Annotated in this window: 19 protein-coding genes and 2 pseudogenes; 9 read left to right on the top strand and 12 right to left on the bottom strand. The window is 40.6% G+C overall.

Annotation, left to right across the window (positions count from 1 at the left end):
* Positions 1 to 70 precede the first annotated feature (70 nt).
* A complete protein-coding gene (locus ACKTT2_RS41550; protein WP_407897550.1) occupies positions 71 to 997 on the top strand; it encodes a DNA adenine methylase in 927 nt (308 codons plus the stop codon).
* Positions 998 to 1,027: 30 nt separating this feature from the next.
* Here the strand turns inward: ACKTT2_RS41550 and ACKTT2_RS41545 are convergent, their stop codons facing one another.
* The 3 genes and pseudogenes from ACKTT2_RS41545 to tnpA all read right to left on the bottom strand — a co-directional run bounded on the left by ACKTT2_RS41545 (position 1,028) and on the right by tnpA (position 2,346).
* Positions 1,028 to 1,639, bottom strand: coding sequence for a hypothetical protein (locus ACKTT2_RS41545; protein ID WP_407897548.1), 612 nt, complete (start codon positions 1,637 to 1,639; stop codon positions 1,028 to 1,030).
* Positions 1,640 to 1,701: 62 nt separating this feature from the next.
* Positions 1,702 to 1,806, bottom strand: a pseudogene (locus tag ACKTT2_RS41540) (Uma2 family endonuclease); the annotation flags it as partial.
* 126 nt (positions 1,807 to 1,932) lie between these two features.
* Positions 1,933 to 2,346, bottom strand: coding sequence for an IS200/IS605 family transposase (gene tnpA / locus ACKTT2_RS41535; protein WP_407897546.1), 414 nt, complete (start codon positions 2,344 to 2,346; stop codon positions 1,933 to 1,935).
* A 143-nt stretch (positions 2,347 to 2,489) separates the two neighbouring features.
* Between tnpA and ACKTT2_RS41530 the strand changes: the two genes are divergently transcribed.
* Complete coding sequence (locus ACKTT2_RS41530) at positions 2,490 to 3,962, top strand: RNA-guided endonuclease InsQ/TnpB family protein (RefSeq protein ID WP_407897544.1); 1,473 nt, start codon at positions 2,490 to 2,492, stop codon at positions 3,960 to 3,962.
* 206 nt (positions 3,963 to 4,168) lie between these two features.
* On the opposite strand, the gene ACKTT2_RS41525 is transcribed toward ACKTT2_RS41530, so the two are convergent.
* From ACKTT2_RS41525 to ACKTT2_RS41510, 4 genes are all read right to left on the bottom strand, one after another.
* Positions 4,169 to 5,062: a substrate-binding domain-containing protein gene (locus ACKTT2_RS41525; protein WP_407897542.1), complete on the bottom strand. Its 894-nt coding sequence runs from the start codon at positions 5,060 to 5,062 to the stop codon at positions 4,169 to 4,171.
* Positions 5,063 to 5,243: 181 nt separating this feature from the next.
* Positions 5,244 to 6,434, bottom strand: coding sequence for a substrate-binding domain-containing protein (locus ACKTT2_RS41520; protein ID WP_407897540.1), 1,191 nt, complete (start codon positions 6,432 to 6,434; stop codon positions 5,244 to 5,246).
* Between the two features lie 207 nt (positions 6,435 to 6,641).
* The gene (locus ACKTT2_RS41515) at positions 6,642 to 8,555 is read right to left on the bottom strand and encodes a CocE/NonD family hydrolase (RefSeq protein WP_407897538.1); all 1,914 of its coding nucleotides are present in this window, start codon (positions 8,553 to 8,555) and stop codon (positions 6,642 to 6,644) included.
* A 173-nt stretch (positions 8,556 to 8,728) separates the two neighbouring features.
* A complete protein-coding gene (locus tag ACKTT2_RS41510) occupies positions 8,729 to 9,430 on the bottom strand; it encodes a response regulator (RefSeq protein WP_407897536.1) in 702 nt (233 codons plus the stop codon).
* Between the two features lie 345 nt (positions 9,431 to 9,775).
* Between ACKTT2_RS41510 and ACKTT2_RS41505 the strand changes: the two genes are divergently transcribed.
* Positions 9,776 to 11,122: a sensor histidine kinase gene (locus ACKTT2_RS41505; protein WP_407897534.1), complete on the top strand. Its 1,347-nt coding sequence runs from the start codon at positions 9,776 to 9,778 to the stop codon at positions 11,120 to 11,122.
* Here ACKTT2_RS41505 and ACKTT2_RS41500 read toward each other — a convergent pair.
* Positions 11,119 to 11,859 carry a circadian clock KaiB family protein gene (locus ACKTT2_RS41500; RefSeq protein ID WP_407897532.1) on the bottom strand — a complete coding sequence of 247 codons (741 nt, stop codon included), beginning with the start codon at positions 11,857 to 11,859 and terminating at the stop codon, positions 11,119 to 11,121. The two genes, ACKTT2_RS41505 and ACKTT2_RS41500, sit on opposite strands and share 4 nt — an antisense overlap.
* A 109-nt stretch (positions 11,860 to 11,968) precedes the next feature.
* Positions 11,969 to 13,288: a type IV pilus twitching motility protein PilT gene (locus ACKTT2_RS41495; protein WP_407897530.1), complete on the bottom strand. Its 1,320-nt coding sequence runs from the start codon at positions 13,286 to 13,288 to the stop codon at positions 11,969 to 11,971.
* A 743-nt stretch (positions 13,289 to 14,031) separates the two neighbouring features.
* On the opposite strand from ACKTT2_RS41495, the gene ACKTT2_RS41490 reads away from it, so the two are divergent.
* The 3 genes from ACKTT2_RS41490 to ACKTT2_RS41480 all read left to right on the top strand — a co-directional run bounded on the left by ACKTT2_RS41490 (position 14,032) and on the right by ACKTT2_RS41480 (position 17,901).
* Entirely contained in the window at positions 14,032 to 14,409 is a 378-nt protein-coding gene (locus ACKTT2_RS41490) for a hypothetical protein (RefSeq protein ID WP_407897528.1), read from the top strand.
* A 450-nt stretch (positions 14,410 to 14,859) separates the two neighbouring features.
* Positions 14,860 to 15,975 carry a non-hydrolyzing UDP-N-acetylglucosamine 2-epimerase gene (gene wecB, locus ACKTT2_RS41485; RefSeq protein WP_407897526.1) on the top strand — a complete coding sequence of 372 codons (1,116 nt, stop codon included), beginning with the start codon at positions 14,860 to 14,862 and terminating at the stop codon, positions 15,973 to 15,975.
* 486 nt (positions 15,976 to 16,461) lie between these two features.
* The gene (locus tag ACKTT2_RS41480) at positions 16,462 to 17,901 is read left to right on the top strand and encodes an ATP-binding protein (protein ID WP_407897524.1); all 1,440 of its coding nucleotides are present in this window, start codon (positions 16,462 to 16,464) and stop codon (positions 17,899 to 17,901) included.
* Between the two features lie 550 nt (positions 17,902 to 18,451).
* Here the strand turns inward: ACKTT2_RS41480 and ACKTT2_RS41475 are convergent.
* Both ACKTT2_RS41475 and ACKTT2_RS41470 read right to left on the bottom strand, forming a co-directional pair.
* The gene (locus ACKTT2_RS41475; RefSeq protein WP_407897522.1) at positions 18,452 to 19,348 is read right to left on the bottom strand and encodes a peptidoglycan-binding protein; all 897 of its coding nucleotides are present in this window, start codon (positions 19,346 to 19,348) and stop codon (positions 18,452 to 18,454) included.
* 342 nt (positions 19,349 to 19,690) lie between these two features.
* Positions 19,691 to 20,269: a hypothetical protein gene (locus ACKTT2_RS41470; RefSeq protein WP_407897520.1), complete on the bottom strand. Its 579-nt coding sequence runs from the start codon at positions 20,267 to 20,269 to the stop codon at positions 19,691 to 19,693.
* Positions 20,270 to 20,372: 103 nt separating this feature from the next.
* Here ACKTT2_RS41470 and ACKTT2_RS41465 point away from each other — a divergent pair, with 103 nt between their 5' ends.
* The 3 genes and pseudogenes from ACKTT2_RS41465 to ACKTT2_RS41455 all read left to right on the top strand — a co-directional run.
* Complete coding sequence (locus ACKTT2_RS41465) at positions 20,373 to 20,516, top strand: hypothetical protein (protein WP_407897518.1); 144 nt, start codon at positions 20,373 to 20,375, stop codon at positions 20,514 to 20,516.
* Positions 20,517 to 20,715: 199 nt separating this feature from the next.
* Positions 20,716 to 21,495, top strand: a complete 780-nt coding sequence (locus ACKTT2_RS41460) for a hypothetical protein (protein ID WP_407897619.1) — start codon at positions 20,716 to 20,718, stop codon at positions 21,493 to 21,495.
* Between the two features lie 103 nt (positions 21,496 to 21,598).
* A pseudogene (locus tag ACKTT2_RS41455) lies at positions 21,599 to 21,964 on the top strand (HNH endonuclease); the annotation flags it as partial.
* A 357-nt stretch (positions 21,965 to 22,321) separates the two neighbouring features.
* Here ACKTT2_RS41455 and cysK read toward each other — a convergent pair.
* On the bottom strand, positions 22,322 to 23,260 hold the full coding sequence (gene cysK / locus ACKTT2_RS41450) for a cysteine synthase A (RefSeq protein ID WP_407897516.1): 939 nt from the start codon (positions 23,258 to 23,260) through the stop codon (positions 22,322 to 22,324).
* Positions 23,261 to 23,677 lie beyond the last annotated feature (417 nt).

The following is a 23,677-nucleotide window of genomic DNA, read 5'->3' as shown; positions in this document are numbered from 1 at the left end:
AGTACTAATTTAAATATATCATATTCCAAATAAGTTACAATACAAATGAACTATAGTTCAAATACTGAATATGTTGAGCTTAGAAAAATCAATGATAGCAAAACCTTTTCTGAAATGGGCAGGAGGGAAAGGTCAACTCATCGAACAGATGAATAGTTTTTTGCCTAATGGATTAACAGAGGGTTCGATCGCAAAATATATAGAGCCATTTGTTGGAGGTGGAGCAGTTTTCTTGTATCTAGTTCAAAACTATCCTATTAAAGAAGTTTTTATTTTTGATGTTAATATTGAATTAGTTATAGCATATAGAACTATTCAACACAGTGTAGAAAAACTTATTCCAATTGTATTAGATATACAAAATAAATATCTATCTCTTGACGAAAATGAAAGAAAAACGTACTTTTATCAAATCAGAGCAGAATTTAATTTGCAACGAAACGAAATAGATGTAACAAAATATAATTCGACATGGATTGAGAGAACTGCACAAATTATTTTTCTAAATCGTACTTGTTTTAATGGTCTTTTTCGAGTGAATTCAAATGGAGATTTTAATGTTCCAATCGGTAAATACAAAAAACCTAATATATGCGATAAAACCAATTTGAAAGCTGTTTCTGAAGCCCTTCAAAAGACTCAAATTCATTATGGAGATTTTAGTGAATGTGAACAATATGTAGATGGTAATACTTTTGTTTATTTCGATCCACCTTATAGACCAATTAGTAAAACATCTAACTTTACCTCATATTCACAAAATATATTTGATGATTCAGAACAATTACGACTGCGAGACTTTTTCAAATCCCTTGATGCAAAGGGAGCTAAATTACTTTTAAGTAATTCCGATCCGAAAAATGAAGATATTAATGACGATTTTTTTGACAATGCCTATGCTGGTTACCGTATTGAAAGAGCCATGGCTTCACGCAATATCAATTGTAATGCTTCAAAGCGGAAACCAATTAAGGAGATTTTAATTATGAATTACTAAAAACAAGGGTAACTGAGATATGATGAAAATTTACATAAGTGCAGCCAATAAAATTCTGACAATATCTTCCAATTCCTCTGTGACTCGATACAGATTGATTCCTTCTTCAATGAGTTTTTGCTGCCGATATAAAATTCCAAATTGCCAAATATTGCCTGTTGTTACTGCTCCAAGTATTTCACTTTGATTTGAATCTATCCACTGGTCAAGGGCTATCATTTCTGTTGCTAATTGTGTAAATCCCCGATTTAAATCGGCTTGTTTAGCTTCAATAACAATTAAATTAGCTGAAGAGCGTAAGTAATAATCTAAATTTCCTTGGAGTTGATTGCTAACTTTAATATTATATTCTATTCGCAATTTAGCACGAGAATAATGAATTAAATCTGTTACAAGCGGAGCAATAAGCATTTCCCGACGAGTTGCTTCGTTTTCTAAATCTACATAAGGTAATACTTCTTCAATACGTTGTTTTAAATCAGAGATTCGGTCTAGAGTTCCAGGATATTTTGATAAAGCAAGGAACTGGCGATTAAAAGAATAACCAAATTCTGTTACTAAGTCATCAACAGGAAATCCTAATTCAAAATAATTCCTAAAAGTATATGAACGAGTCAAATCAAGTAATGGTTGACGGCTCATTTTATACCTCCATGTTAATTTTATTGTATGATTTCAGGAAATACTTTAGATAAATCCAAAAGTCAATCGGGAAAACAGGAGAGAGGGACAGTTTCATTAGGTAGAAAAATTAACTTTTTTCGATAGCCAAACTTTCCTTGCAAATCTTGGTAAGGTTCGCTGTAGCATTATAGGGATATTTAGATTTTAACTAATTCGCGGAATTCCCCACCCTCTACAGGGTGGGGATGGATAGCGCGTAAAAAGACGGGGTTCGTTCGCGTAGCGTCTCCGAAGGAGTTTGCCCCGTCTTTTTACACTCTCCCACCTGATTGATTTTGAATATACTGCTTTACCGTTTCTAGTGGGGCACCTCCACAGGATACGATACATTTTGAGTCGTGCCAAAGTTTAGCTTTACCCCAATAGTATTTATCAATTGTAGATTTATATTTTTCTCTCAATACTCTACTACTTGCTGATTTTAGAGACGCTACTAAGTCAGAAATATTATTATCTGGATGTAAGTCAATTAGTAAATGCACATGGTCTGGTTCCCCATTGCAATCTGTAAGTTTAGAGTTATTTGATTCTAATACACGCATAAACACTTCTTTCATGTCATCAATCATTTGCTGCGTAAACACCTTACGCCTATACTTAGTCACAAACACTATATGCAAGTGAATAGAAAAAACAACGTGTGAACCGCTTCTCAACTTAGTCATAAAGATTTCTTGTCATATCCGGAAAATGTGTTATATTAATTGTAGTCAAATATATCGAGTCAAGCAAGGTATGTCAGCAATATAATTGCCATACATTTATCCTATTGTTTTCGAGTGAGTTGAGAGCTATTTGGATTTTGGCTATGACATTCAAGAGTAAAAAACAAAAAGAATTAGATAAAGAAAAGAACAAAGATACATATGTTTCAACTGTTGTGCAGCATCTTAAATTGTCCAATTTGGGCTACGCTGTAATATCTGATATCTTGTCACACGCAAACAGTTTATACAACACCTTGACTTTCAATTTGAGGCAAGGATTTTTTGTATGCGACACGTTGAATTTTCAATTTTTGACCATTGATTTACAAACCGACTTCAAAGAAAACTACCATTACAAAATGCTGCACTCTCAAGCAGCACAGTCCGTGTGCCATAAAGTAGCTGAGAATTTCAAATCATTCAAACAGCTTTTAGACAAACATTTTAGCGAGGGAACAAAGAAACCTAAATTACCAGGTTATCGTCAAAAAGGTGGTATGTTTGAAGTGACATACCCCAGTCAATCAGTAAATTTATCACAAGAACATGGCATTATATTTGCTACTGTTTCTACTGGCATTATGTTCAAGAAGCAGTACAAAGAAGATGTCATGGGAACAAGTTTAAACGAAAAATTAAGATTCAGAGTTCCTGATGACGTTGACCCTAAGCATCTTGTTGAGCTAGTGATTACATCAAAGCATAGAAAGATTTATCTACATTGGGTATGCAGAAAGAAAAATGAAATTGTTGCTACATTAGATAAGTCAAGTGTTTTAGGAATTGACATCGGATTAAACAACTTTGTTACCTGTATTCCGAACACAGGTGAAGAAGGATTTATCATAAATGGGCGACCGTTAAAGGCGATAAATCAGTTTTATAACAAGACTGTATCTAAGCTAAAAAAGGGTAAGGATGAGAATTTCTGGAGTGGGAGTTTAGCTAGGGCAACGCAGTCTAGGAATAACCAAGTACGTGATTTTATCAAGAAATCTGCACGTACAATAATCAATAAATGTTTAGAATCAGGGATAGGCAAAATAGTATTTGGTTGGAATGAAGGGATAAAGAATGGAATAGATAATGGACGTGTAAATAATCAAAACTTTGTGCAGGTTCCGTTTACTGCATTACGTGATACGCTCAAGTATCTATGTGAGAGAGCCGGTATAGAATTTGTAGTTGTAGAAGAATCATACACCTCAAAAATGTCATTTTTTGACGGTGATGAACTACCCGTATTTGGAAAAGAAACCGAATCCCAGAACGCCACTCTTCTCAACTCTGGGAACCAGAGCACGGAGGTGGCTCAGGAACAGAAACCTTCTGGGAGAAGAACAAAGCGTGGTGAATACAAACAGGGCAACGGAACAGTTATCAACGCCGATGCCAATGGTGCTTGCAATATCCTGAGAAAAGCCAAAATTGACACTTCAAAAATTACTTTTCGAGTGTGTCAAATTCTCAAAAGAATCAATATTTGGGTAGGTAAAAAACTATCTGAAAGTAAAGGTACGGTAGCGAGCTTGTCTTGTTGCACGACTATAGGAGTCACTGAACCGACTCAGTAAACTAGAAACCCCATCCGCCATGCGGTGGGGTGGTTCATGGTCAATAACTACCCTACATTCAATATGAGTGGAAGGCGTTCAATCTATACAACTTGTACAACATAATATAGCCTGAGAGCGATCGCTCTCGGGCTAGGTGCAACTAAGCAGAATCTAGATAGAGCGATCGGCATTTATCCTTCTAGTGCAGAAGAACTGTTCTCAATTTAAGATGTAGGGACGGGGATTTTAATAAGATTACACGAGTCGCTCGGTTCTGTTGGAGGTGTATAGCCAAACTCCTCTTGTGCTACTTCACTCCCCTTTTTGGCAATGTATTTGCATAAATCTCTAGCAGCCAAGGCTTTTTCTTTAGTAGCGTAGGATTTACGGAAGATAACGTAGATCGGACCTTGGGCTAACTCTGAAGTTTCTAAGGGAGTAAAGAAGACAAAATCTCTTAACCCTCGGCTGATAGCTATGGGGCGGTTAATATAACCAATGGCTCCTGGAGTCGCCTCAACGGCATCAAGAATACCATCGCTAGCCTCTGCAGGAAGATCGTTGGGATTGGGGTTGGGGAAATTAACACTTCTATCTGGATTCGTTATAGAAAAATCACAATTGGGTTGAATAAATCCAGTGTCGAATTCAACGCTGGTATTGCTAGCATCAGAACGGTAAACGCGAACGATAGGCAAATCTGGACCCCCTACTTGGCTCCAGTTGGTAATAGTGCCATTGTAAATACCACAAAGCTGCTCTTTGTCAAGTCTGGCCTCAAAACTAGGTACGTTGTACGGCAACACAATAGTGTTGTCAACTGGATTAAGAACCACCATGTCTTCTCTGGGAAGGTCGGGAAGAGAGTAATCGCTAGCTACAAAATCAGTGATTCCGTTCTCAAATTCGGGACGACCGACATTGCCACCCACTACGCGATAGTTCACCCCACGTTCAGTGAACCAATCTGAAACTACAAGACGAATGGAAGTTGAACCAGAACCTTCAAGTGGGGTGTTTTGGGCAAAAGCTTTTTGACCAAGCTGAGCAACAGATACTAGACCAAATGTCAACGTTGCTGCAACAGAAGTTGCTTGTACCAGACTCTTTAAATTCAAGATAGACTCCACGTATCGCTCCTATAGACCAGAAGATAAAGTTTCAACGGTAGAATACACAGGTTGTGAATTTTCCTGTTGCATTCTCAGAACCATGGTCTAGATTAAACTTAAGTGGAGAAATTGTAAAATCAAAAAATTATTTTAATTTTATTTTTGATAAAAATATTTTTAACTGTTCTCATCGAATTGGGACGAACCCTGCTTTCTCAACAAACTGTTGTCCTTCTGTAGATAGCAATAGGTTAGCATATGCTACACCAGCCATTTCTTCTGGTGTCTTATCGCGACGAACGATCGCGAATATGCGTCTGGTGAGGGGGTAAGTGCCATCTAAAAACGCTGCTGTGTTGAGTCGAGCGCCATTAATGACCAATGGCACATAATTTTTGCTATTACCAGGAGCGATCGCAATAGGACGGATGGTTTGTTGAGCGACTATTAACGTTGCAGTACCGAGACCGATCGCACCCGGTGTAGAGCTTACCTTACGGAAAGTTTCCGTGAAATCGCGAGTCAATCGTATGTTAGGGCTGACATTTTCTGCTTCCGAACCAAGTAGCATTTTGAACGAGTTGCCAGCTTTTGTCCTAAAAGGTGCGATCGCTAAATTAGATCCGCCCACATCCTTCCAGTTTGTAATTTTGCCCCTGTAAATATTTTGGAGTTGGTTTACTGAAAGACCAGGAATGGAAACATCTGGATGAACAAAAAAACCAACCCCATCAATAGCAATTGGCACTTGTTGTAGAGTAAAACCCCTTGAGCGCGCCTTACTGTATTCAGCTTCCTCAAGAGGTCGAGTTGATAAAGCAATACTCAGTTCGCCATTCAACAACATGGCAATACCCGCACCACTACCAGGTGTGTTGTCTCTAGGTTCGATGTAGCGCATCTGAAACTTTGGATATAACTGGTTAATAGCTTGATGTGTACCTTGAGCGTTTAGAGATGCGAATACAAAAGCACCACCATAATAAAATTTCCCCTCAGGTACATTTGAAACTTCCTTCATTGAATTGTAGTATTTGATATCGGAGGAAGTACTTTGAGTGGTGTCATTGGAAACAATAACTTCAGTTTTCGAGGAGACTTGCGGACTGCCAATCGTTTTTAAAAGAATGTAGCTTCCGGCAATAAAAATAAACATCGGTAACAGTAGAGTCAGACCCAACCAATTTAAAGGTGCAGACAGCCATGTATATGTTGAAGGTACAAGCTTGCCTTTACCATCCTTATTGCGGTTTTGTAAATTAGCACCAATAAGACTTTTACCGCACTTTTGGCAAAATTTAGCTGTCACGGGATTGGCATCGTAATGGCAGTAACTGCATTTTATCCTCCCTTCTTTTTTCGATGGACTAGGACTCATAGAAGTTTGTTAACGATTATATAAGTATTTATACGCTATTTAAAGATAACTAATTACGTTCACCCAAATTTTTACTATGTATCCGGAGATACTTAACATAAGTTTACGTTAAAAAAAGCCTGCTTTCGCAAGCTCGCAAAGACATTTATGCTACCCAATGTAAATTAATACAATTATTCGTAAATACCACTGGTCACTGGTTACTGTTCACTGTTTTTTCAGCACAGGTAAGTCAATGTGTGATGTATTGACAGCATTCCGCAGGATGGTAATTTCTGGCGTTCCTCCTGCGGGATAGCGTACAAAAGAGTCTTTATCGTGTCCGGCGATCGCAACTCGAATCTTGTGACCTTGTTTAATGAGAACAGAAGTTGGTAGCAAATCAAACGTTAGTTTAGTGGTTTGCCCCGGTTCTAATGACTGTCCGTCTTTTTCTTTAAAAGAATGGTTTGCTCCAAAAATGGTATAAGGAGGACGTTCTTTAGATACCTTACGGTGTATGGGACGCAACTGACCATCGGTAATATATGTCACCCGATCGCTTTCATCCACATCTTCCAAGTAAACAAAAAAAGCACCATCGTTTTCGCTAGAAGTTGTATACAAAGTCACAACAGGAGTTCCTGTGATTTCTACATCTTTGTTTAGAGGTTCGCTGGTGTAAGTCAAAAGTTTTTCGTCTTCAAGATTCCGATCTGAATAATAATTCTGTTCCGGATTTTGATGCCATCGAGATGCCACACCAGTTGTTGCTTCAAAGTTAACGGTGTACTTATCCTCACCACTTTGACCGCTTGGAGCTTTTTGAGAGAGACTGTTGTTTGCTGCTAAAAACCAACGTTTATTCATGGTACCCACAGGCGGCCATACTTTAGTTGTTTTCCACTTATCTTCACCCAGAGTGTAGTACTCTAGTTCTCGTGGCAACTCTGGTTGGTTGTGGGAGTCTTTCAAATAGCGATCGAAGAAGTTAATGATATTAGCAAGTTGTTCGTCACGAGATGGACTCACAGCAGTATCGGGAGGTAAGTAAGGATTTGCTTGTTTGTTTGCGCCATGAGTCCACGCACCAACGATCGCTTTTTGAGGATTGCTAAATGTCATAAAGCGGCTTAAGACACCGTTTGCAGTTCCCGCATCCAACCAACTCCCCCAACTGTAGATTGCGACTTTAGACCGTTCGATTTCTTTTTTAAAGTTGTACGGGCTAGTATTTTCTATTGTCAAACCTGAGTTACCGAAAACGTCGTCTCGATAAGTTGTTTGCAATGCTGCTTGATATAAATCTATATTGCCAGAGTGTTGTTTGACAGCCTGCGCTAACAGGTGTAAGTCTTTGTCTTCATCGACTGGTTTGACTCCCACAATACCAGTATTCTTTTTGAATTGTTCGCAAAATTCATCCCCTTGAGCAAAAGAACAAGGTGAGAAATCGAGAAATTTATTGCCTTCATTCCAACCTTTAAGAAATCCTTCATTCAAAAGCCCTCCGGGAAAAATAAGATGAGCATAAACGTCAAAATCATTAAATCGGGGAACAACTGCTTTGACCGCTGGGTTGTTCGCTACTGCTAATAACTCAGCCGTATTGCCATCGTAGGAGATTCCATAAGCACCAACTTTTTCATTTGACCATGGTTGGCTAACAATCCAATCGACTATTTGGCTGTAATCCTGAATTTCTTCTGATGAGAAAGGAAGAGAAACTGTGCCAAAAGAAGCACCAGTCCCACGTGCGTCTACAAGCACCACACCATAACCAGATTGATTGAATTTTTCTATATCCCCCTTGTAACTAGGGAGCCAATCTACAAAATTTGGCTCGGTTTCTTGAGTGTTATCGACTAAGTCAACACCACGCCAGTAGCGCGTAGCTCGCATAATCGTAGGTATTCTTGTTCCAGATGACAAGTCTTTTGGTAACCACACATCAATGGCAATTTTGACACCATCACGCATAGTGATATACAAGGCTTGATTTCTAGAGTAACTGCTTGGAGTTTGTGCTGTTGCTTTCGGAATTACAGCAGTGTTAAGGGTTAGGGAAAGTGGAAGTAATAAAGCCAACACAAATAAGCCAATGCGGAACCAACGTTTGTGTCGCCTACACTGATTTTTCATTGCGATTCGCTCTTTTTGAGACGTATAGATTTGTAGAAGAAAAGTTTTCTTTCGTTAGCTGACTGAAACTGTAAATGTTAACTACAACGTCTCACATCGATCTGTTGGTTCAACAGATTGAGCCGCAAGGATTAACCGACCGGACGATACCGTAAGCTCCAATAGATGATATTTCAAACAAGACCATTACGCAGTGCTATAACAGCAGCTTGAACTCGGTCATTCACTGCAAGTTTATTCATAATACTGCGGATGTGAGTCTTGACAGTACTTAAACTTAAGTAGAGTTCGGCAGCAATTTCTGGGTTACTTCGACCTTCAACCATTAACTTCAAGATTTCTAGTTCGCGTGCAGAAAGTTGTGAATTATTGCTACTCTTAGAATCCAAAGATTTACTGATGGCATTGGGCGGTTTGATATGTTCAATCACTTTGCGGGCAATGAGAGGGTCAAGGTAAGTGGCTCCAACTTCCGCCGCACTCATAGCTATAGAGAGTTGCTCCAAACTTGTGCCTTTGATACAAAAAGCGTCAGCACCACTAGCCAAAGCAGCGATCGTTTCGGTGTCGTTGTTGTGGGAAGTGAGCATCACTATCCGAACATTTGGCATCGTTGCTTTGATTTGCTTTGTTGCTGCAATCCCGTCTAATTGAGGCAACCCAATATCCATCACCACTAAGTCTGGTTGGAGTTTTATGGCAGCTTCTACTCCTAAATATCCATCAGCAACTATTCCTACAACTTGGAATTGAGGACATTCTTCAAAGAATTGCTCCAAACCAAGTTGCATCACTGGATCGTCTTCTACAATGAGAATTCGTTGTGGGGATCGCTGATTGAGTTTGTTTTCTTCAGGAGTGCTTGGTGACAACATTCTTTTTTAGAAATTGAGCTTCAAGAATGACCGACCGGACGATACTGCTAACTTTTTATTAATGCTAGTTTAAACTAATTCCAATTCTTTTCAAAGCTAGTAGTTGGTCTAGATCCCCGACTTCTTCGAAGAGTCGGGTAGCTGGGGTGGGCTGTCTTCCCTACCTACTAACTTTTAAGAATTTGTAAGGTGACTGGTAAATTTGAGATAAACCACCATCCATGATAATTTAGAGATGATTTATAAAGTAAACATTAAAAAGAGCGCTACACAATACATTTGGCGATTTAAGATTTACTTTATAAATGACTTCTTATGGCAGTTGTGAGCAAGAAATTAAGCTCGATGAGCAAAATCTTCTTTAATTGGCAGATTTGCCAGAGTGGAATAATCTTTGAGCGTTTAAAGCCTACTCCAGAGTTAGCTGACTACAAAATGTGGCGGAATGAATTTTTGTGGCGGCGTCTTAGGGTATGCTTGTGGGTAGGGTTTGCTATTGTATTTAGCAGTCTAATTTTAAACACTTACCAGATATTTTATCTGAATCAAGAAGATATTTTTCCTAAAGGCTCTAAATATCTGATTTTGATAGAGGATTTGTCTCAAGTACTGTTATTTGTCACCTTCTTCATAGTTCATAAAACCCAGTGGGGACGGCGCTATCCATTCATGCTCTGGTTGTTCGTTTCCTGGGCTTGTACCCTTTTCCCACAAATTCTTGCGACATTGAACGGTTTTGCCCGACTCGATCTTGCTATCTGGGGTCTTGTATTCCTCGCGCAAGCAACCCTTTTGCCTGTTTGCTGGCAGATGCATTTAATATCTCAATTAACTGTTTTTATTTACTACTTGGGTGTTAATTCGGTGCTGGGTTTGAAAGTCGGCACAGGCTATTCACTTTTTAATGAAGGGTTGACAATTTACACTTTTTGGTTATGTTTTATCTGTAATTTTGGCGTGTATTTGTACGAACGCTTGCAACGCGCTGAGTTTGAATCGCGCCGGGAATTAAGAGTGTTTTTACACGCCATTTCTCACGATCTCCGCACGCCACTTATGGGTACTGCGATTGTCCTACAAAACTTATTGAAGAAGTCTGAATCATCAGTCAATGTCGATTCAAAGGTTTTGCAACGTCTATTGGAAGGGAATTCACGACAAATTAACTTGATTAATTCTTTGCAGGAAGCTTATTCTTTAGAAGTCCGTGGGGTACAACTTCACTGTCAGCCCGTACAACTCTCTACTGTGGTGGCATCAGTTCTGCATGATTTGGAATCTTTGCTACAACAAAACCGGGTAACTGTAAATAATTTTGTACAAGTTGATTTGCCTTTTGTCAACGCTGATGCTATAAAACTAGGTCGGGTCTTTAGCAACCTGATTTCTAACGCTCTCAAACACAATCCTCATGAAATTACGTTAACTATTGACGCTAGTGTTAAAGGCAAGAAAATACTTTGTTGCGTGCAGGATAATGGGGTAGGAATGAGCAAACAGCAGTGCAACCGATTGTTTGAACTGTATGCACGTGGTGAAAATGCACGATTCATGCCCGGTTTGGGTATTGGTTTATATGTCTGTCGGCAAATTATTACCGCTCACGGGGGTAAAATTGGAGTTAAAAGTAAGCTTGGAGTAGGTTCGACTTTCTGGTTTACATTACCAATTTTTAACAGTGTTTCTGCTTAGAAGTTTTCTGCAGTGCCTAACATTTGTAAGATTTTTTCTACATTATCTAAATCTCCAGCAATGCGGCGAATGGGCTGAGGCCAAACTTTAACCAGAGTAGGAGTGGCTGAAACTTGATCGATTTCTGCTTGTTCTGGATTGGTTAAAACATCAATAACTTTTAAAGTGTAGGGATAGCTTAGGTATTTTTCTAACAGTTCGTGTAAATTTTTCAAAATGCGTTCTGTCGCTGCACTATGTCCGGCTACAAATAGGCGGAGGACGTAGCCTTGGGTTTTTGATTGTTGTTCGGTGGAGACAACTGGTTGATAGTATGAAGGTACTGGGTCGGAAAGCTCTAGACGTACAACTAAGTCATGATCTTCCCAAAGCTGGGGAAATGTGGAACGATATCCTGACAATACCATGCGATCGCATAACCCTTCTGCCCAAGGAGTCGGCTGCCATGCCAGTTCTCCCGTACTAAAAATAGCATTGAGTACGGCTTGATGCCGCATAACTGTTGGGTAGGCTTCAGCAAAAACTTGTATTTTCTGAGTGCGCGGGTCTAACCAGCGATCGACAGTAGCTGTATAACAAGGTACTAAGAAATGTGGAGGTTCTGGTAAATCCAAAATTTCCTGCAAAGTTGCGCACAAATGCAAATGCCATCGACCTTGTTTGCTTGGGTCGATGCAATAAATTAAATCTCCTCCCGGAGTAAACAGCGCAATACCTTTAAATAGGGTGGGGGGCATGGGGGCTGGGGACTGGGGGCTGGGGACTGGCGACTGGCGACTGGGAACTGGGTGAAGATCGCTGAATCTCCAATGCCCAATCCCTAATCCCTAATTCCTAATCCCTTAATTACACTCTACCACGGAGGAATTGAGCCATTTCGTTTGGCGTCGGTGACATTTCTAAGGCAGTTTCTTCCGTAATGCGACCTTCAGAGTAAAGATTGAGCAGAGACTGGTTCATAGTAACCATCCCATCAAAACTTGCTTGCTTCATTAACTCTGTAATTGCATCATACTTTCCTTCTTTCACCCAGTCTTTCACAGCGTCAGTATTGATGAGAATATCGTGGAAGGCAGCACGTTTGCCATCAGTGGTACGGCACAAACCTTGAGCAATCACTGCCACTAAAGACTCGGCAAGTGCAACCCGCATAGCATCCTGTTCGTCTCCATTGTAGAGATTGAGAATACGTTCAATAGTCTTTACAGCGCTATTGGTGTGCAAGGTTCCCATAACCAAGTGTCCTGTTTGTGCGGCTTTCAGGGCTGTATTCACTGTTTCTTTATCCCGCATTTCACCCACTAGAATCAAATCAGGGTCTTCCCGCAAAGCTGCTTTTAATGCATTGTCAAACTTTCGGGTATGCATTCCTACTTCCCGTTGTTTGATCAAAGACTTTTTACTTCTATGAACAAATTCAATCGGGTCTTCAATAGTAATGATATGTTTGGGCATTTCTGAATTGATATAGTCAATCATTGCTGCCATGGTAGTTGACTTACCAGAACCAGTAGGACCTGTAACTAAAATTAAACCTTTGTGATAGTGGCATACATCCTTGAAAACACTAGGTAGCCTCAACTGCTCCATTGTCAATATTTTCAAAGGAATTAGCCGCAGTACCATTGCATAGCCTTTTAGTGAGTCAAAAATATTAATCCGCACCCTAGCAAATTCGTACTGAGTAGCTCCGTCAAATTCGAGGTATTCTTCAAAGCGGTTAATTTCCGCCTCAGTCATGATCTCTCGCATCCACGCCATAAATGACGATTTATCGGTTTCGGAATAATCTGTCGGTTGCATTTCTCCCCGATTTCGGAAGCGAGGAACTTCACCTACACCCAAGTGAATGTCAGAATATCCCTTATCGAAAGCTTCTCGTATCATCTGTGCTAGAGTTAGCCCTGTATTGCTTTTAGGACGAGAGGAAGTAGCCATTGGTGGTGGTGTTCCGGGACGATGAGCCGATGGAGCAGATGTTGGCGGAGGTGGCGGTGCAGAAGCGGAGGAGTTGGTAGTCGCGGTGCGACCTGGATGCCTATCTACTGGTAATTCTAAAGTCTGTGTAGACTGACGCATCGTAGTCATTGCTGGTGGTGGTGGTAATGGAGGAACACCACGGGTTGAACTTACTGCTGGATTCAATGGACGCTGTGATTCTGTCATATCTGTTTACAAGTAAGGCGTGTATTGATTTACTAGAGATTCATAACAAAACTTAAACAAAGGTTTAACTTTTGGTAGATGCAAGTAGCCTGTTTGGTCTATCTATTTGCTGACTAGTTCTAAAAATGGAGCATAACAGCAATTTCTATGACCGATTTCAATTTATTGTCTAAATCTGTATCATTTTTTCTAAATACGGTATCTTCTCTATGAGTTTGAGAAACTCTGTAACTTGTCTATAACTTATTTATTACACGTTTTACACTAAATATACTCAGTAATAATATTGAGTTTTTAAAGTATTTTAAAATACAGACAAATTTTGGAAAAACTTTACTATGTATATGAGAAAAATTTTTCTGCTCTTTATATTCGCGGGCTGTATTTATGCGTGAAACCACGACTCACAATTCTTTTAACAGCAGTCATGAATTATGAGAAGCATCATCTTTTTTCATAAGAAATGTTAAGCATATTGGAAGCACAGCACCTGAAATAAACCTTAAAGATTTATCTCCAATAACCTCTCTATCAAGAGATAGATTATATAGAGGAGTTTCCGCTAACTACTCAATCAGATAGACATTCATAATTGCGAAAGATTAACTGTAAAGTTTATTAAATAAATGCTCATTTTCCCAATAGGTTTTTATATACTGAATTTCTAATCGTTGATCCCGCTGCAAAGTAAGCGAGATTTCTACCAATTCAAATTTCTGTCCTGATTTTGGAGAATTAGAGTTATGGCTTTGTCTCAGACATCTGATTTAGGAAAGACCTACTCTTTACTAATAGTTAAAAGTTTTTTAATATGGACTTTTACGTTGGCAGTGTGTTTGTTGGTTGTCGGTTTTCCTCTAGTTGTGTTGATGGCTACAATAGGGTGCTTGTTGTCAATTGTGTTGGAATCGGTAATGCCTGTTAGTGCAGTTTTACTCGTTGCTGGCGGGTTAATTATGTTTAATGTGATGGCTGTGGTGTTGGCAGCTGGCGTTCTGACTTTCAAAGGCGTTCATCCTAAAGAAGTGCAGTGGTTAAGTTGGCTGCACGGAGAATCTGAGAATATTCAAGCTACTAGCGTTTATGCTTCTTGCCCATTGACCTGTGACATCAAAATGTAATGACCGCAACTTAATTCGACAACAGTACACCTGCCCGGTTCATCCGGGTTTTTTCATGTTTTGGTCACTGGTCACTGGTCACTGATTATTTTTTATTTTCTTCCTGCGGAACGGGCAGATCGTTTGTTTTGTCTTATGGAAACCGATATAGAGATATGCATAAGTAGATGGAATCTTACAGCAGATTTCAACTTAGTGAGGTACAAAAATTACCCCCCTCTGTCCCCCCGATGCCTTGGGGGGATGAAAGGGGGGTGTACCTCATTCAAATGCAAAGCGCTGTAATAAGAATGATTATATAAGCTAGCTCGATCTTTGAAATGTATCTATAGTGGGCATTACCACCACATAAAGCTGTTGGTTGGCAAGGCTCACCCTACAATACTCTTGACAAATGACCAACGACAAATGACAAATGACAAATGACCAATGACACTTGACCAATGACAAATGACTAAAAAACTGATACACATTATATTAGGGACTCGTCCGGAGGCAATTAAGCTGGCTCCGGTTATTCAGATTTTTCAAAGTTCTTCAACTGTTGATACTAAAGTTATTCTTACCGGACAGCATCGCGAAATGGTGGAACAAGTTATGCAGCTGTTCGACCTCGAGGCTAATTACGATCTGGAGATTATGCAGCCAAAGCAAACTCTCAGTGACATAACTTGCCGTAGCTTGAGAGGTTTGGAAGAATTATTCCAACAGAATAAGCCAGATTTGGCGATCGTTCAAGGCGATACAACAACGGCTTTTGCAGCAACTTTGGCAGCATTTTATCAAAAAATTCCTGTGGGTCATGTGGAAGCTGGGCTAAGAACGGACGATTTACTCAATCCCTATCCAGAAGAAGCAAATCGCCGCCTGATTTCACAACTCACTCAACTACATTTTGCTCCAACTCCTTTAGCTGTGGAAAATTTGGAACGTTCTGGGGTTTTGGGTCAAGTGCATTTGACTGGTAACACGGTGATTGATGCGCTATTGAGTGTTGCTGCACGGGAACCTGCTTGTTATGTACCGGGATTAGAATGGTCTCAATATCGCGTTTTGCTAGCAACAGTTCATCGTCGCGAGAATTGGGGCGAACCATTGCAAGATATTGCTCGAGGATTTTTACAAATACTGGATAAAATTCCTGATACAGCTTTACTATTACCGTTACATCGCAATCCTACGGTACGAGAACCGTTACAAGCATGGTTGGGCAATCATCCTCGGATTTTTTTGACAGAACCTTTGGATTATGCTGAACTAGTGGGAGCAATTATGCGATCGCATCTCGTACTGACGGATTCTGGAGGTTTGCAGGAAGAAGCACCTAGTTTGGGCAAACCCGTACTGGTGTTAAGAGAAACCACAGAAAGACCAGAGGCGGTAACGGCTGGTACAGCTAAACTAGTGGGAACTGCTAGTGAGAATATTTGTGCTAATGCAGTTGAACTGCTAACCAATCCAAATGCTTATGAAACAATGGCAAACGCCATTAATCCCTTTGGAGATGGGCAAGCCGCAAAGCGAATTTTACAAATCGTGCAAAATTACTTTGGGATTAATTCGTGAAATTTTAGTTAAACAATCGCGTCAAATAATAAAGTAGAATGATGTCAATATAAAAACTCAGTTTAAACAAGCTGGGTTTTTCCGTATTTGCCCGATCGCAAGTTTACATACTTATCTACCAAAAATTCTGCCTACCCTTTTCTGGGATAAATAAAACTAATGTTTTATTTTAAACCAAAAAAGAGATGTTGATTTCATACATCACAAATTACCCAAACTAAGGTTTTTTTGAGATTTCTAACCTTTGTCAACATATTTCTGGTAACTAAAATGAGAATTTGGATGTTGCTTTTGTATACTTTAACAACACTGAACTCCTATTTTGCCACTGCCACACTGATTAATAATTTATATTGACTGCTAGTACTAGAATTAAGAGAAAACTCGGAAGCGAAAGTAACTACACAATAGTTACATTACTAACAATGTCTTCATCCCGATGATTTCACACCTTGGCAGCATATTTAAGCATCTCTTGGCCAATTTATGTACTTGCACAACTGTCCAGAATTCCAACTGTTTTTGGAGTACACCCCCACAGCCGTTGCCATGTTTGACCGCCATATGCGTTATGTGGCAGCAACTCGCAAGTGGTTAACAGACTACGGCTTCCAACAAAAAAGCTATATTGGTCGCGAGCATTATGAGGTTTTTCCTCAAACTCCCGACACGTGGAAAACAGTACATCAACTGTGTTTGACTGGTTGTACCGAACACTCGTCAACAGACAGTTTTGTCCGGGAAGATGGCTTTGTAGAGTGGGTAAAATGGAAGGGTTGTCCTTGGTATGACTCCAATGGTGAAATAGGCGGCACAATTTTCTATTCTGAAATCATCACTGAAAGCAAGTACACTCAAGAGGCAATGCTTAAGAAACAAACAGCATTAGCCACAACAATCAAAGACTTTTCTCAACCAACCTGTGCTGAAACTGAACTTTACCGACATACTCGTCAAGCTTTAGTCAACGCCCAAACACAAACACAGCAACTTGAAAGAACTCTAGAAGAACTGAAAAAAACCCAAACTCAACTCGTACAAAGTGAAAAAATGTCCGGTCTGGGACAACTTGTTGCTGGAGTTGCTCATGAAATCAACAACCCCGTCAATTTTATTTTTGGCAACATAGTCCATGCTAATGGTTACGTACAGGATTTGTTAAACTTGCTCAAACTGTACCAGCAAACATATCCCCAGCCCACACTGGAAATTCTTGAGGAAATAGACGCTATCGATCTGGATTTTTTAATGATGGACTTGCCAAAGTTGCTAAGTTCCATGAAAATGGGAGCCGATCGCATTCGTGAAATTGTCCGTTCGTTACGTAACTTTTCCCGTCATGATGAAGCACAAATGAAAGCGGTAGATATTCGTGAGGGAATTGAAAGTACACTCATGATTTTGCAACATCGCCTGAAGGCAACAACAACTCGTCCTGAAATTCAAGTTATTAAAGATTTTCAACCTCTGCCACTAATTGCTTGCTACGCCGGACAGTTAAATCAAGTGTTTATGAATTTGCTTGCAAATGCTATTGATGCATTAGAAGAGCAATGGATTCGAGGTAATAACGCCATCTGCAATTCACAGCTTGCATTAATGGTTTCCGGATGCAGCAAGAGTTCTTTACTACAAGAATCTCAAATTTTCCATCCTAAAATCCGTATATCTGCTGAGATTCTTGAGGGAGAGTGCGTGACTATTTGCATTGCTGACAATGGTTCTGGTATGACTCCAGAAGTTCAAAAACGGTTATTCGATCCATTTTTTACGACTAAACCTGTTGGTGTTGGTACGGGTCTGGGGTTATCAATTAGCTACCAAATTATTGAAAAACATGGGGGAAAACTTTATTGTCGTAGCAAGTTGGGTCAAGGCACTGAATTTGTTGTTGAAATACCAATTCATCATCCGGAAAATACTTAGGGATTAGCTCTTACTAAAGGGCTACGGTGTACGCACATCTTTAGAGATCCCCCTAAATCCCCCTTAAAAAGGGGGACTTTAAGAATTCCCCCCCCTTTTTAAGGGGGGATAGGGGGGCTCGAAACTGCTAGAAGGCATTTTAGCGCTCTTTTATCACTCTAGATAGAGAATAATTGAGGCGACTGGAAGTCACGACTATACAAACAAAGTCCGCCTGCGCGGACTAACCTAAAAATAGGGTTTCAAATTTTATGAGCGCGAAAGTGATGGAAGAGCGTTAGGAGACTTGTGTGTACACCGTAGCCTTTCTAAGGGGAGTAAATCTCACTTGTGTGTAAGCATAGCTTAAAAAGGGAAATCTCAATACGCGGATATCAACCACTTAAACCCAAATACAATCGGGTATTTGAATCAACAACCGCTCGTAAATGTCTACCCAAACCTACCCACAAGTGAACCAATCTGGACAGACCCGGAGAAGTAGCGGTCAACTCCTCCTACCCTGAAGGATTCACACCTTCACTCACTGACGGGGCTTGCACACCCATCCTTAATAACCGCTATTATAACTATAATCGTTGTTATAGCGATCGCCATAGAGGTAGCTATCATCATAGTAGCGATTCAAGTCAGAGTAGAGATAGTCATCGTTGTAGCGATTTGAGGAGCGGTAGTTATCGTTGTAGCGATTTGAGGAGCGGTAGTTATCGTTGTAGCGATTTGAGGAGCGGTAGTCATCATTGTAGCGATTTGAGTAGAGATAGTCGTCATTGTAGCGATCGTAATTACCATAAAGGTAATCAACATCGTAGTTAGGGCTGTAACCCGAGTTTGCGTATTGATTTAATGCTCTTCTGGTTTCCCGTCCAACGACTCCATCTGCGGGATATATGCCGTTATTTTGCTGAAAATTTTGGACTGCTCTTGCAGTTGCCGTACCATAGTATGCGGTAGGTGTTACCCCCAAAATTCTTTGAACTCTTCTAACAGCAGGTCCGCGAGAACCCAAACTCAAAACGCGACCGCCAACACCAGGACCGGGATAATACCCACCGCCACCACGCCTGCGACTAATCCATTGTGCAGAAGCATAATCACCTGTAGATAGGCGAGCAAATCCTCTTCTATAGCCTCTAACGTTTGGAAGTCGCGAACCATTGGAGTAGCAAGCGACTCTAGGGTAATAAGTCGATGGACCTGTACGAATGTTAAGACAGCTACCATTTGTGCTTACATAGTATCTGCCAGGACCAGAGTAAGTAGCTGACACGACTTGAGCTTGGGCTAAAATTGCGAACAAAGCTGTAGCCGTAGCATAGGTGAGCCAAGTCGATTTAAAAAATTTTTTCCACTCTAATGTTAATTTAAACTCTGGTAAGCTGTACTCGTCTTCTATAGTTGCCTCTGCGTAAGCACTATCCATCAGAGAATAAGCTAGATATTCCACAGGATACTCACTCCTTTCAACTAAAATTCAATTAAATGCAAAAGTTTACTGAGCTTTGCTTGAACTTTCATCTCAGTGTATTTTACACTACGTTTGCGATCGAGCTTATCTACTGATAATAAAATTACGAAAATAAGGCTCTTGCGTACTTAACGTGTCACTTAGTTCACTGTGTAACCAAAAAACGTAGTTAACCGGAGTCAACCATAGTATTTTGTTTCCGCTCCCTTCTGTGCGCGTATTGCCCAGAATCAAGAGTCTTTGACTCAACTGGGCAACCGTAAGATGGTAGGGAAGACCGCGAGGCAATTACACATTGCCTGTGATAGGGTTGGAGTACAGTTAGCCACTGACCTTGCTTGCAACCCGATCGCACCCAACTTTTACAAGTTTGGCTTTTTTATTGTTGCCAACCTTCTCGAATACGAGTGTTGGTTGTACATTGAAGCGAGATAAAAACCTCAACCCAATATTACGTGCGGCGTTCAAAGCCGAGCTTCCACGTTGCCCTGTCACTGTAGCAAAGCACTTTCCGCCATACTGGTAGGGCTGGCAGAATTCTAAGAGAGTAGGCAAGTAATGGTTGCCTCTCCAAACCTCTACACCATTGACAGCGCAAAGCCTTGACGTGTTTTTGGGGTTAACTCTGGCTGTCAGAATTGCATAACGCTGATAGGCACCACGACGAACGTTTGGTATCGGGTATTGAGCGTCTTGTCCTACCGTTAACCCTTCGTACACTTTGTAGTATTCCTTTGTCTTGTATGTTCCTTCTGGGTAAGTGCAAACAACAGCAAAGTAAAAAGACACTAATTCATTAAAAGCTGTCTTGGTTTCATCCAAGTCACAACCGTCTCTTAGCAAGGTAAATCTTGCTGTCTTGGTTTCGATTGAGTAGCCTTTTTTGCGTTTTAGTACCATTACTTGAATTTACTGCTTTTATTTTATAATGGATATTTAGTATAGTGGTAAATTCTAAATGATGTCAACAGGTAAAGGGAAAAAAAGAGTAAGGAATAAGCCAGTGTTGTACTCGGAACTCAAACAGAAGCATTCAGTGTCTTTGACCGCAACAGCATGGAAAAAACTCCAAGCACTAGCTATTGATGCCGAGCTAAGCACAAGTGAGTATTTGGAAAAAATGATCCGAGCAATAGACTCCGATTAATTCAGCTTTACTCCATTTTTTCGCTATCTAGTAATACGTCTTCTACTTGAATTTCTGAGCCACTGAAATTGAGGTTTTGGTTTTGACTGGTGAAAGTGAAGAGGGGTGTGATGGGTTTGACCCTTCACACTGTAACAGAGCCAATCAGTGTAAGCTTTATTTTAATCTTGCTACGGATATGGCTCTGGAGACCAAGAGTATGATTCTTCTCAATGCACCTCAAGTTTTAGCGATCGCCTTTGAGAATGCCGTTCCCATCTCCCAACTACCAAAGGTATGGCAAGACATTGCTACGGGAGACGCTAGCTTTGGACTAACAAGCCGCCAGAGTTATGTTGAGATGGCGCAGTTGTTCCAGTACAAGTTAGAACAAGGTGATGTTGACTTGTTTAACGAACGCCCGGAACTAGCTCGTTTCAAGTCGGCATTTACTGACATATTCGGACAGTTAGCAAAAGAAACACTGGAATTTTACGGACAAGACTTTAAGATAGAGAGATATCCTAATTTTTCAGAAATCGTTCGCGAATTTGAATCAAAAGGAGCAGAGTGGGCAAACGAACTGAAAGTCGCTCGCATAGCACAGGAATTATTTCAAGAGTTTGGTTACGAACTTCCTGCAAGTTTTTACCAAGTACACCTTGCGCCTATTTATAGAGATACTGTATTTGAAGAACGTGCTTTGAGATTCGATCCTCGCGATCGCGAACACAAACGTGGATGGGATGCAGTGTTGCATGCAGGAAAAGTTTTTGCAGTGCAAATGAAAATACAAAGCATCGCTTCCAAATACGGTTTTACCTATCAACATGGTTGCGGCTGTGAATCTCACTTATCTTCCATTGACCAAGCACGGGGCGCATTTGAGTATGAACTGAATCCCGAAAAACGCCAACGGTGGATTCGTAGTTTTATCTGGACAGCATGGTACGAGTATGCCTTTTTCCCCATCGTACCTAACACCAGGTACTTGGTTTAATTTGGCTAGACTGAGGAGCAAATAATACCTTAAGCGTGTGTTCCCATATTTTAAGGTAGTCTAGCATTACAGTCCTCTCCTGTGTCATTAGGAGGGGGCTTTTTATAAGGTTTTCAATAAGGAACCTAACCAGACACGCCACACCAGCAAGAAGTTGCTAGACAAAGCGTTCCCATCGGTTCCCTACTCCGAAAACAAGTTCGTCAACGTCAAAGGAACTAAATCCCCCTTTGATGGCGATATCACCTACTGGAGCCAGCGTAACACCAAACTCTACGACGGTGAAACCTCCGTTGCCCTAAAACGGCAAAACCATACGTGTGGTTCTTGCGGGTTGAAGTTCTTATCTGATGAACGAGTCCATCTCCATCATGTGGATGGGAATCACGCCAACTCGATGAAGGTAAATCTGATAGCAGTTCACGAAAGCTGTCACGATTACCTCCACATGAGCAAACGCGAAAGCTAAGAACGTCGGGAGCCGAATGTAGCGAAAGTTACACGTTCGGATCTAACAGAGAGGTGCGGCGGATTATACCGCCCATCGACTCTACCAAACCAAACACGGTGAAAAACCGATTGGATGGAAAGCATCTGGTAAGAGAATTAAACGTGGTTTGTATCGTTCCAAAAACGGTAGCTTAATATCGGCTGACCTTCAAGGGGCTGGTAATATTTTACGCAAAGTAAGCAGAAACTTAGGCATAGACTTAAGCAGACTGTCTAGACGGTGTTTGACCACCGTGAGAAGAGTTAGGTTGTGGGCAACCAAATCTAATTCTGCTCTGAAGAATCCCTGCGCGTTTACGCCAGGGAGTTAGTCAACTTACCTTAGTATTTGAAACATAGGAGTACTGAGATAACGTTCGCCAAAGGAAGGCTGTATCATCACGATCAAACGTCCTGCATTTTCCGGGCGTCGAGCCACTTGTATTGCCGCACACAAAGCTGCACCAGAAGAAATACCAGACAATAAACCCTCTTCCGTGGCTAATCTTCGCCCGAAAGTCATGGCTTGCTCATCAGTGACTTTAATAACTTCATCTATCAAATCTTGACGGAGAACTTCTGGAATAAATCCCGCACCAATACCTTGAATTTTATGAGATCCTGGTTCACCTCCAGATAAAATAGGGCTGTTTGTAGGTTCTACTGCGATCGCTTTAAAACTTGGCTTACGTTCTTTAATAACTTCAGCAATTCCAGTAATCGTTCCGCCCGTACCAACACCTGCAATCAGAAAATCCACTTCCCCATCTGTATCTGCCCAAATTTCCTCAGCTGTCGTTTGTTTGTGAATTTTAGGATTAGCAGGATTGCAAAACTGTTGCAACATAAAAGTATCAGGAGTGTTAGCAACAATTTCTTCTGCTTTGCGAATTGCTCCTCGCATTCCCTCAGTTCCCGGAGTCAATACCAAAGAAGCACCATAAGCTTGTAACATAGCACGTCGTTCCCTGCTCATAGTTTCAGGCATAGTCAGAATCAAACGATAGCCACGTGCTGCTGCTACCATAGCTAGTCCAATTCCAGTGTTACCAGATGTAGGCTCGACTAAAATACTTTTTCCAGGCTTAATCAAGCCTCGTTCCTCTGCTGTTTTTATCATACTTGCCGCAATACGGTCTTTTACGGAAGCAGCAGGATTCATACCCTCTAATTTCACAACAATTTGAGCCACACATCCTTCCGACTGAGGTATTTTGTTTAACTGAACTAAAGGAGTTCGTCCGATCGCTTCTGTTATATCACGAGCAATTCTCATTCATCTACTCCTAAATTGGGGGCTGGGGATTGGGGATTGGGGATTGGAGATAAGGTAAGATAGCTAATCTAAAATCCCCAATCCCTATTTTGTCTATTTATTAAGTAGAGTGGGCACTGCCCACCAATAGCGCTTTGTAGGGCATAGCCCCACCTACAGGTTTAGGTAATCGAATGGCATCGAAGGGAGTAATCTAAAATCCCCAATCCTTATTTTGGCGATTTATTAAGGTTGTTACTGTAGCAAATGAGTATATATAGGAATATGTTTTGTGAAACTTTTTAAGTACTGTAGGTAGGGCTAAAGCTCACCAATAGAATCGTTTGGTGGGCTTTAGCCCTACCTACGTCGATTTTAAAAATCAAGGAGGAGTCCTTTAGCAAAAAAACTGAGTACACAAATGCTAGAACCCCATTT

The sequence above is a fragment of the Scytonema hankhaensis NUACC26 genome, from assembly GCF_045865695.1.
In the GTDB taxonomy this organism is placed as follows: domain Bacteria; phylum Cyanobacteriota; class Cyanobacteriia; order Cyanobacteriales; family Nostocaceae; genus Scytonema.
The sequence above is the reverse complement of the archived record's forward strand: the minus strand, read 5'-3'. Positions and strand labels throughout refer to the sequence as shown.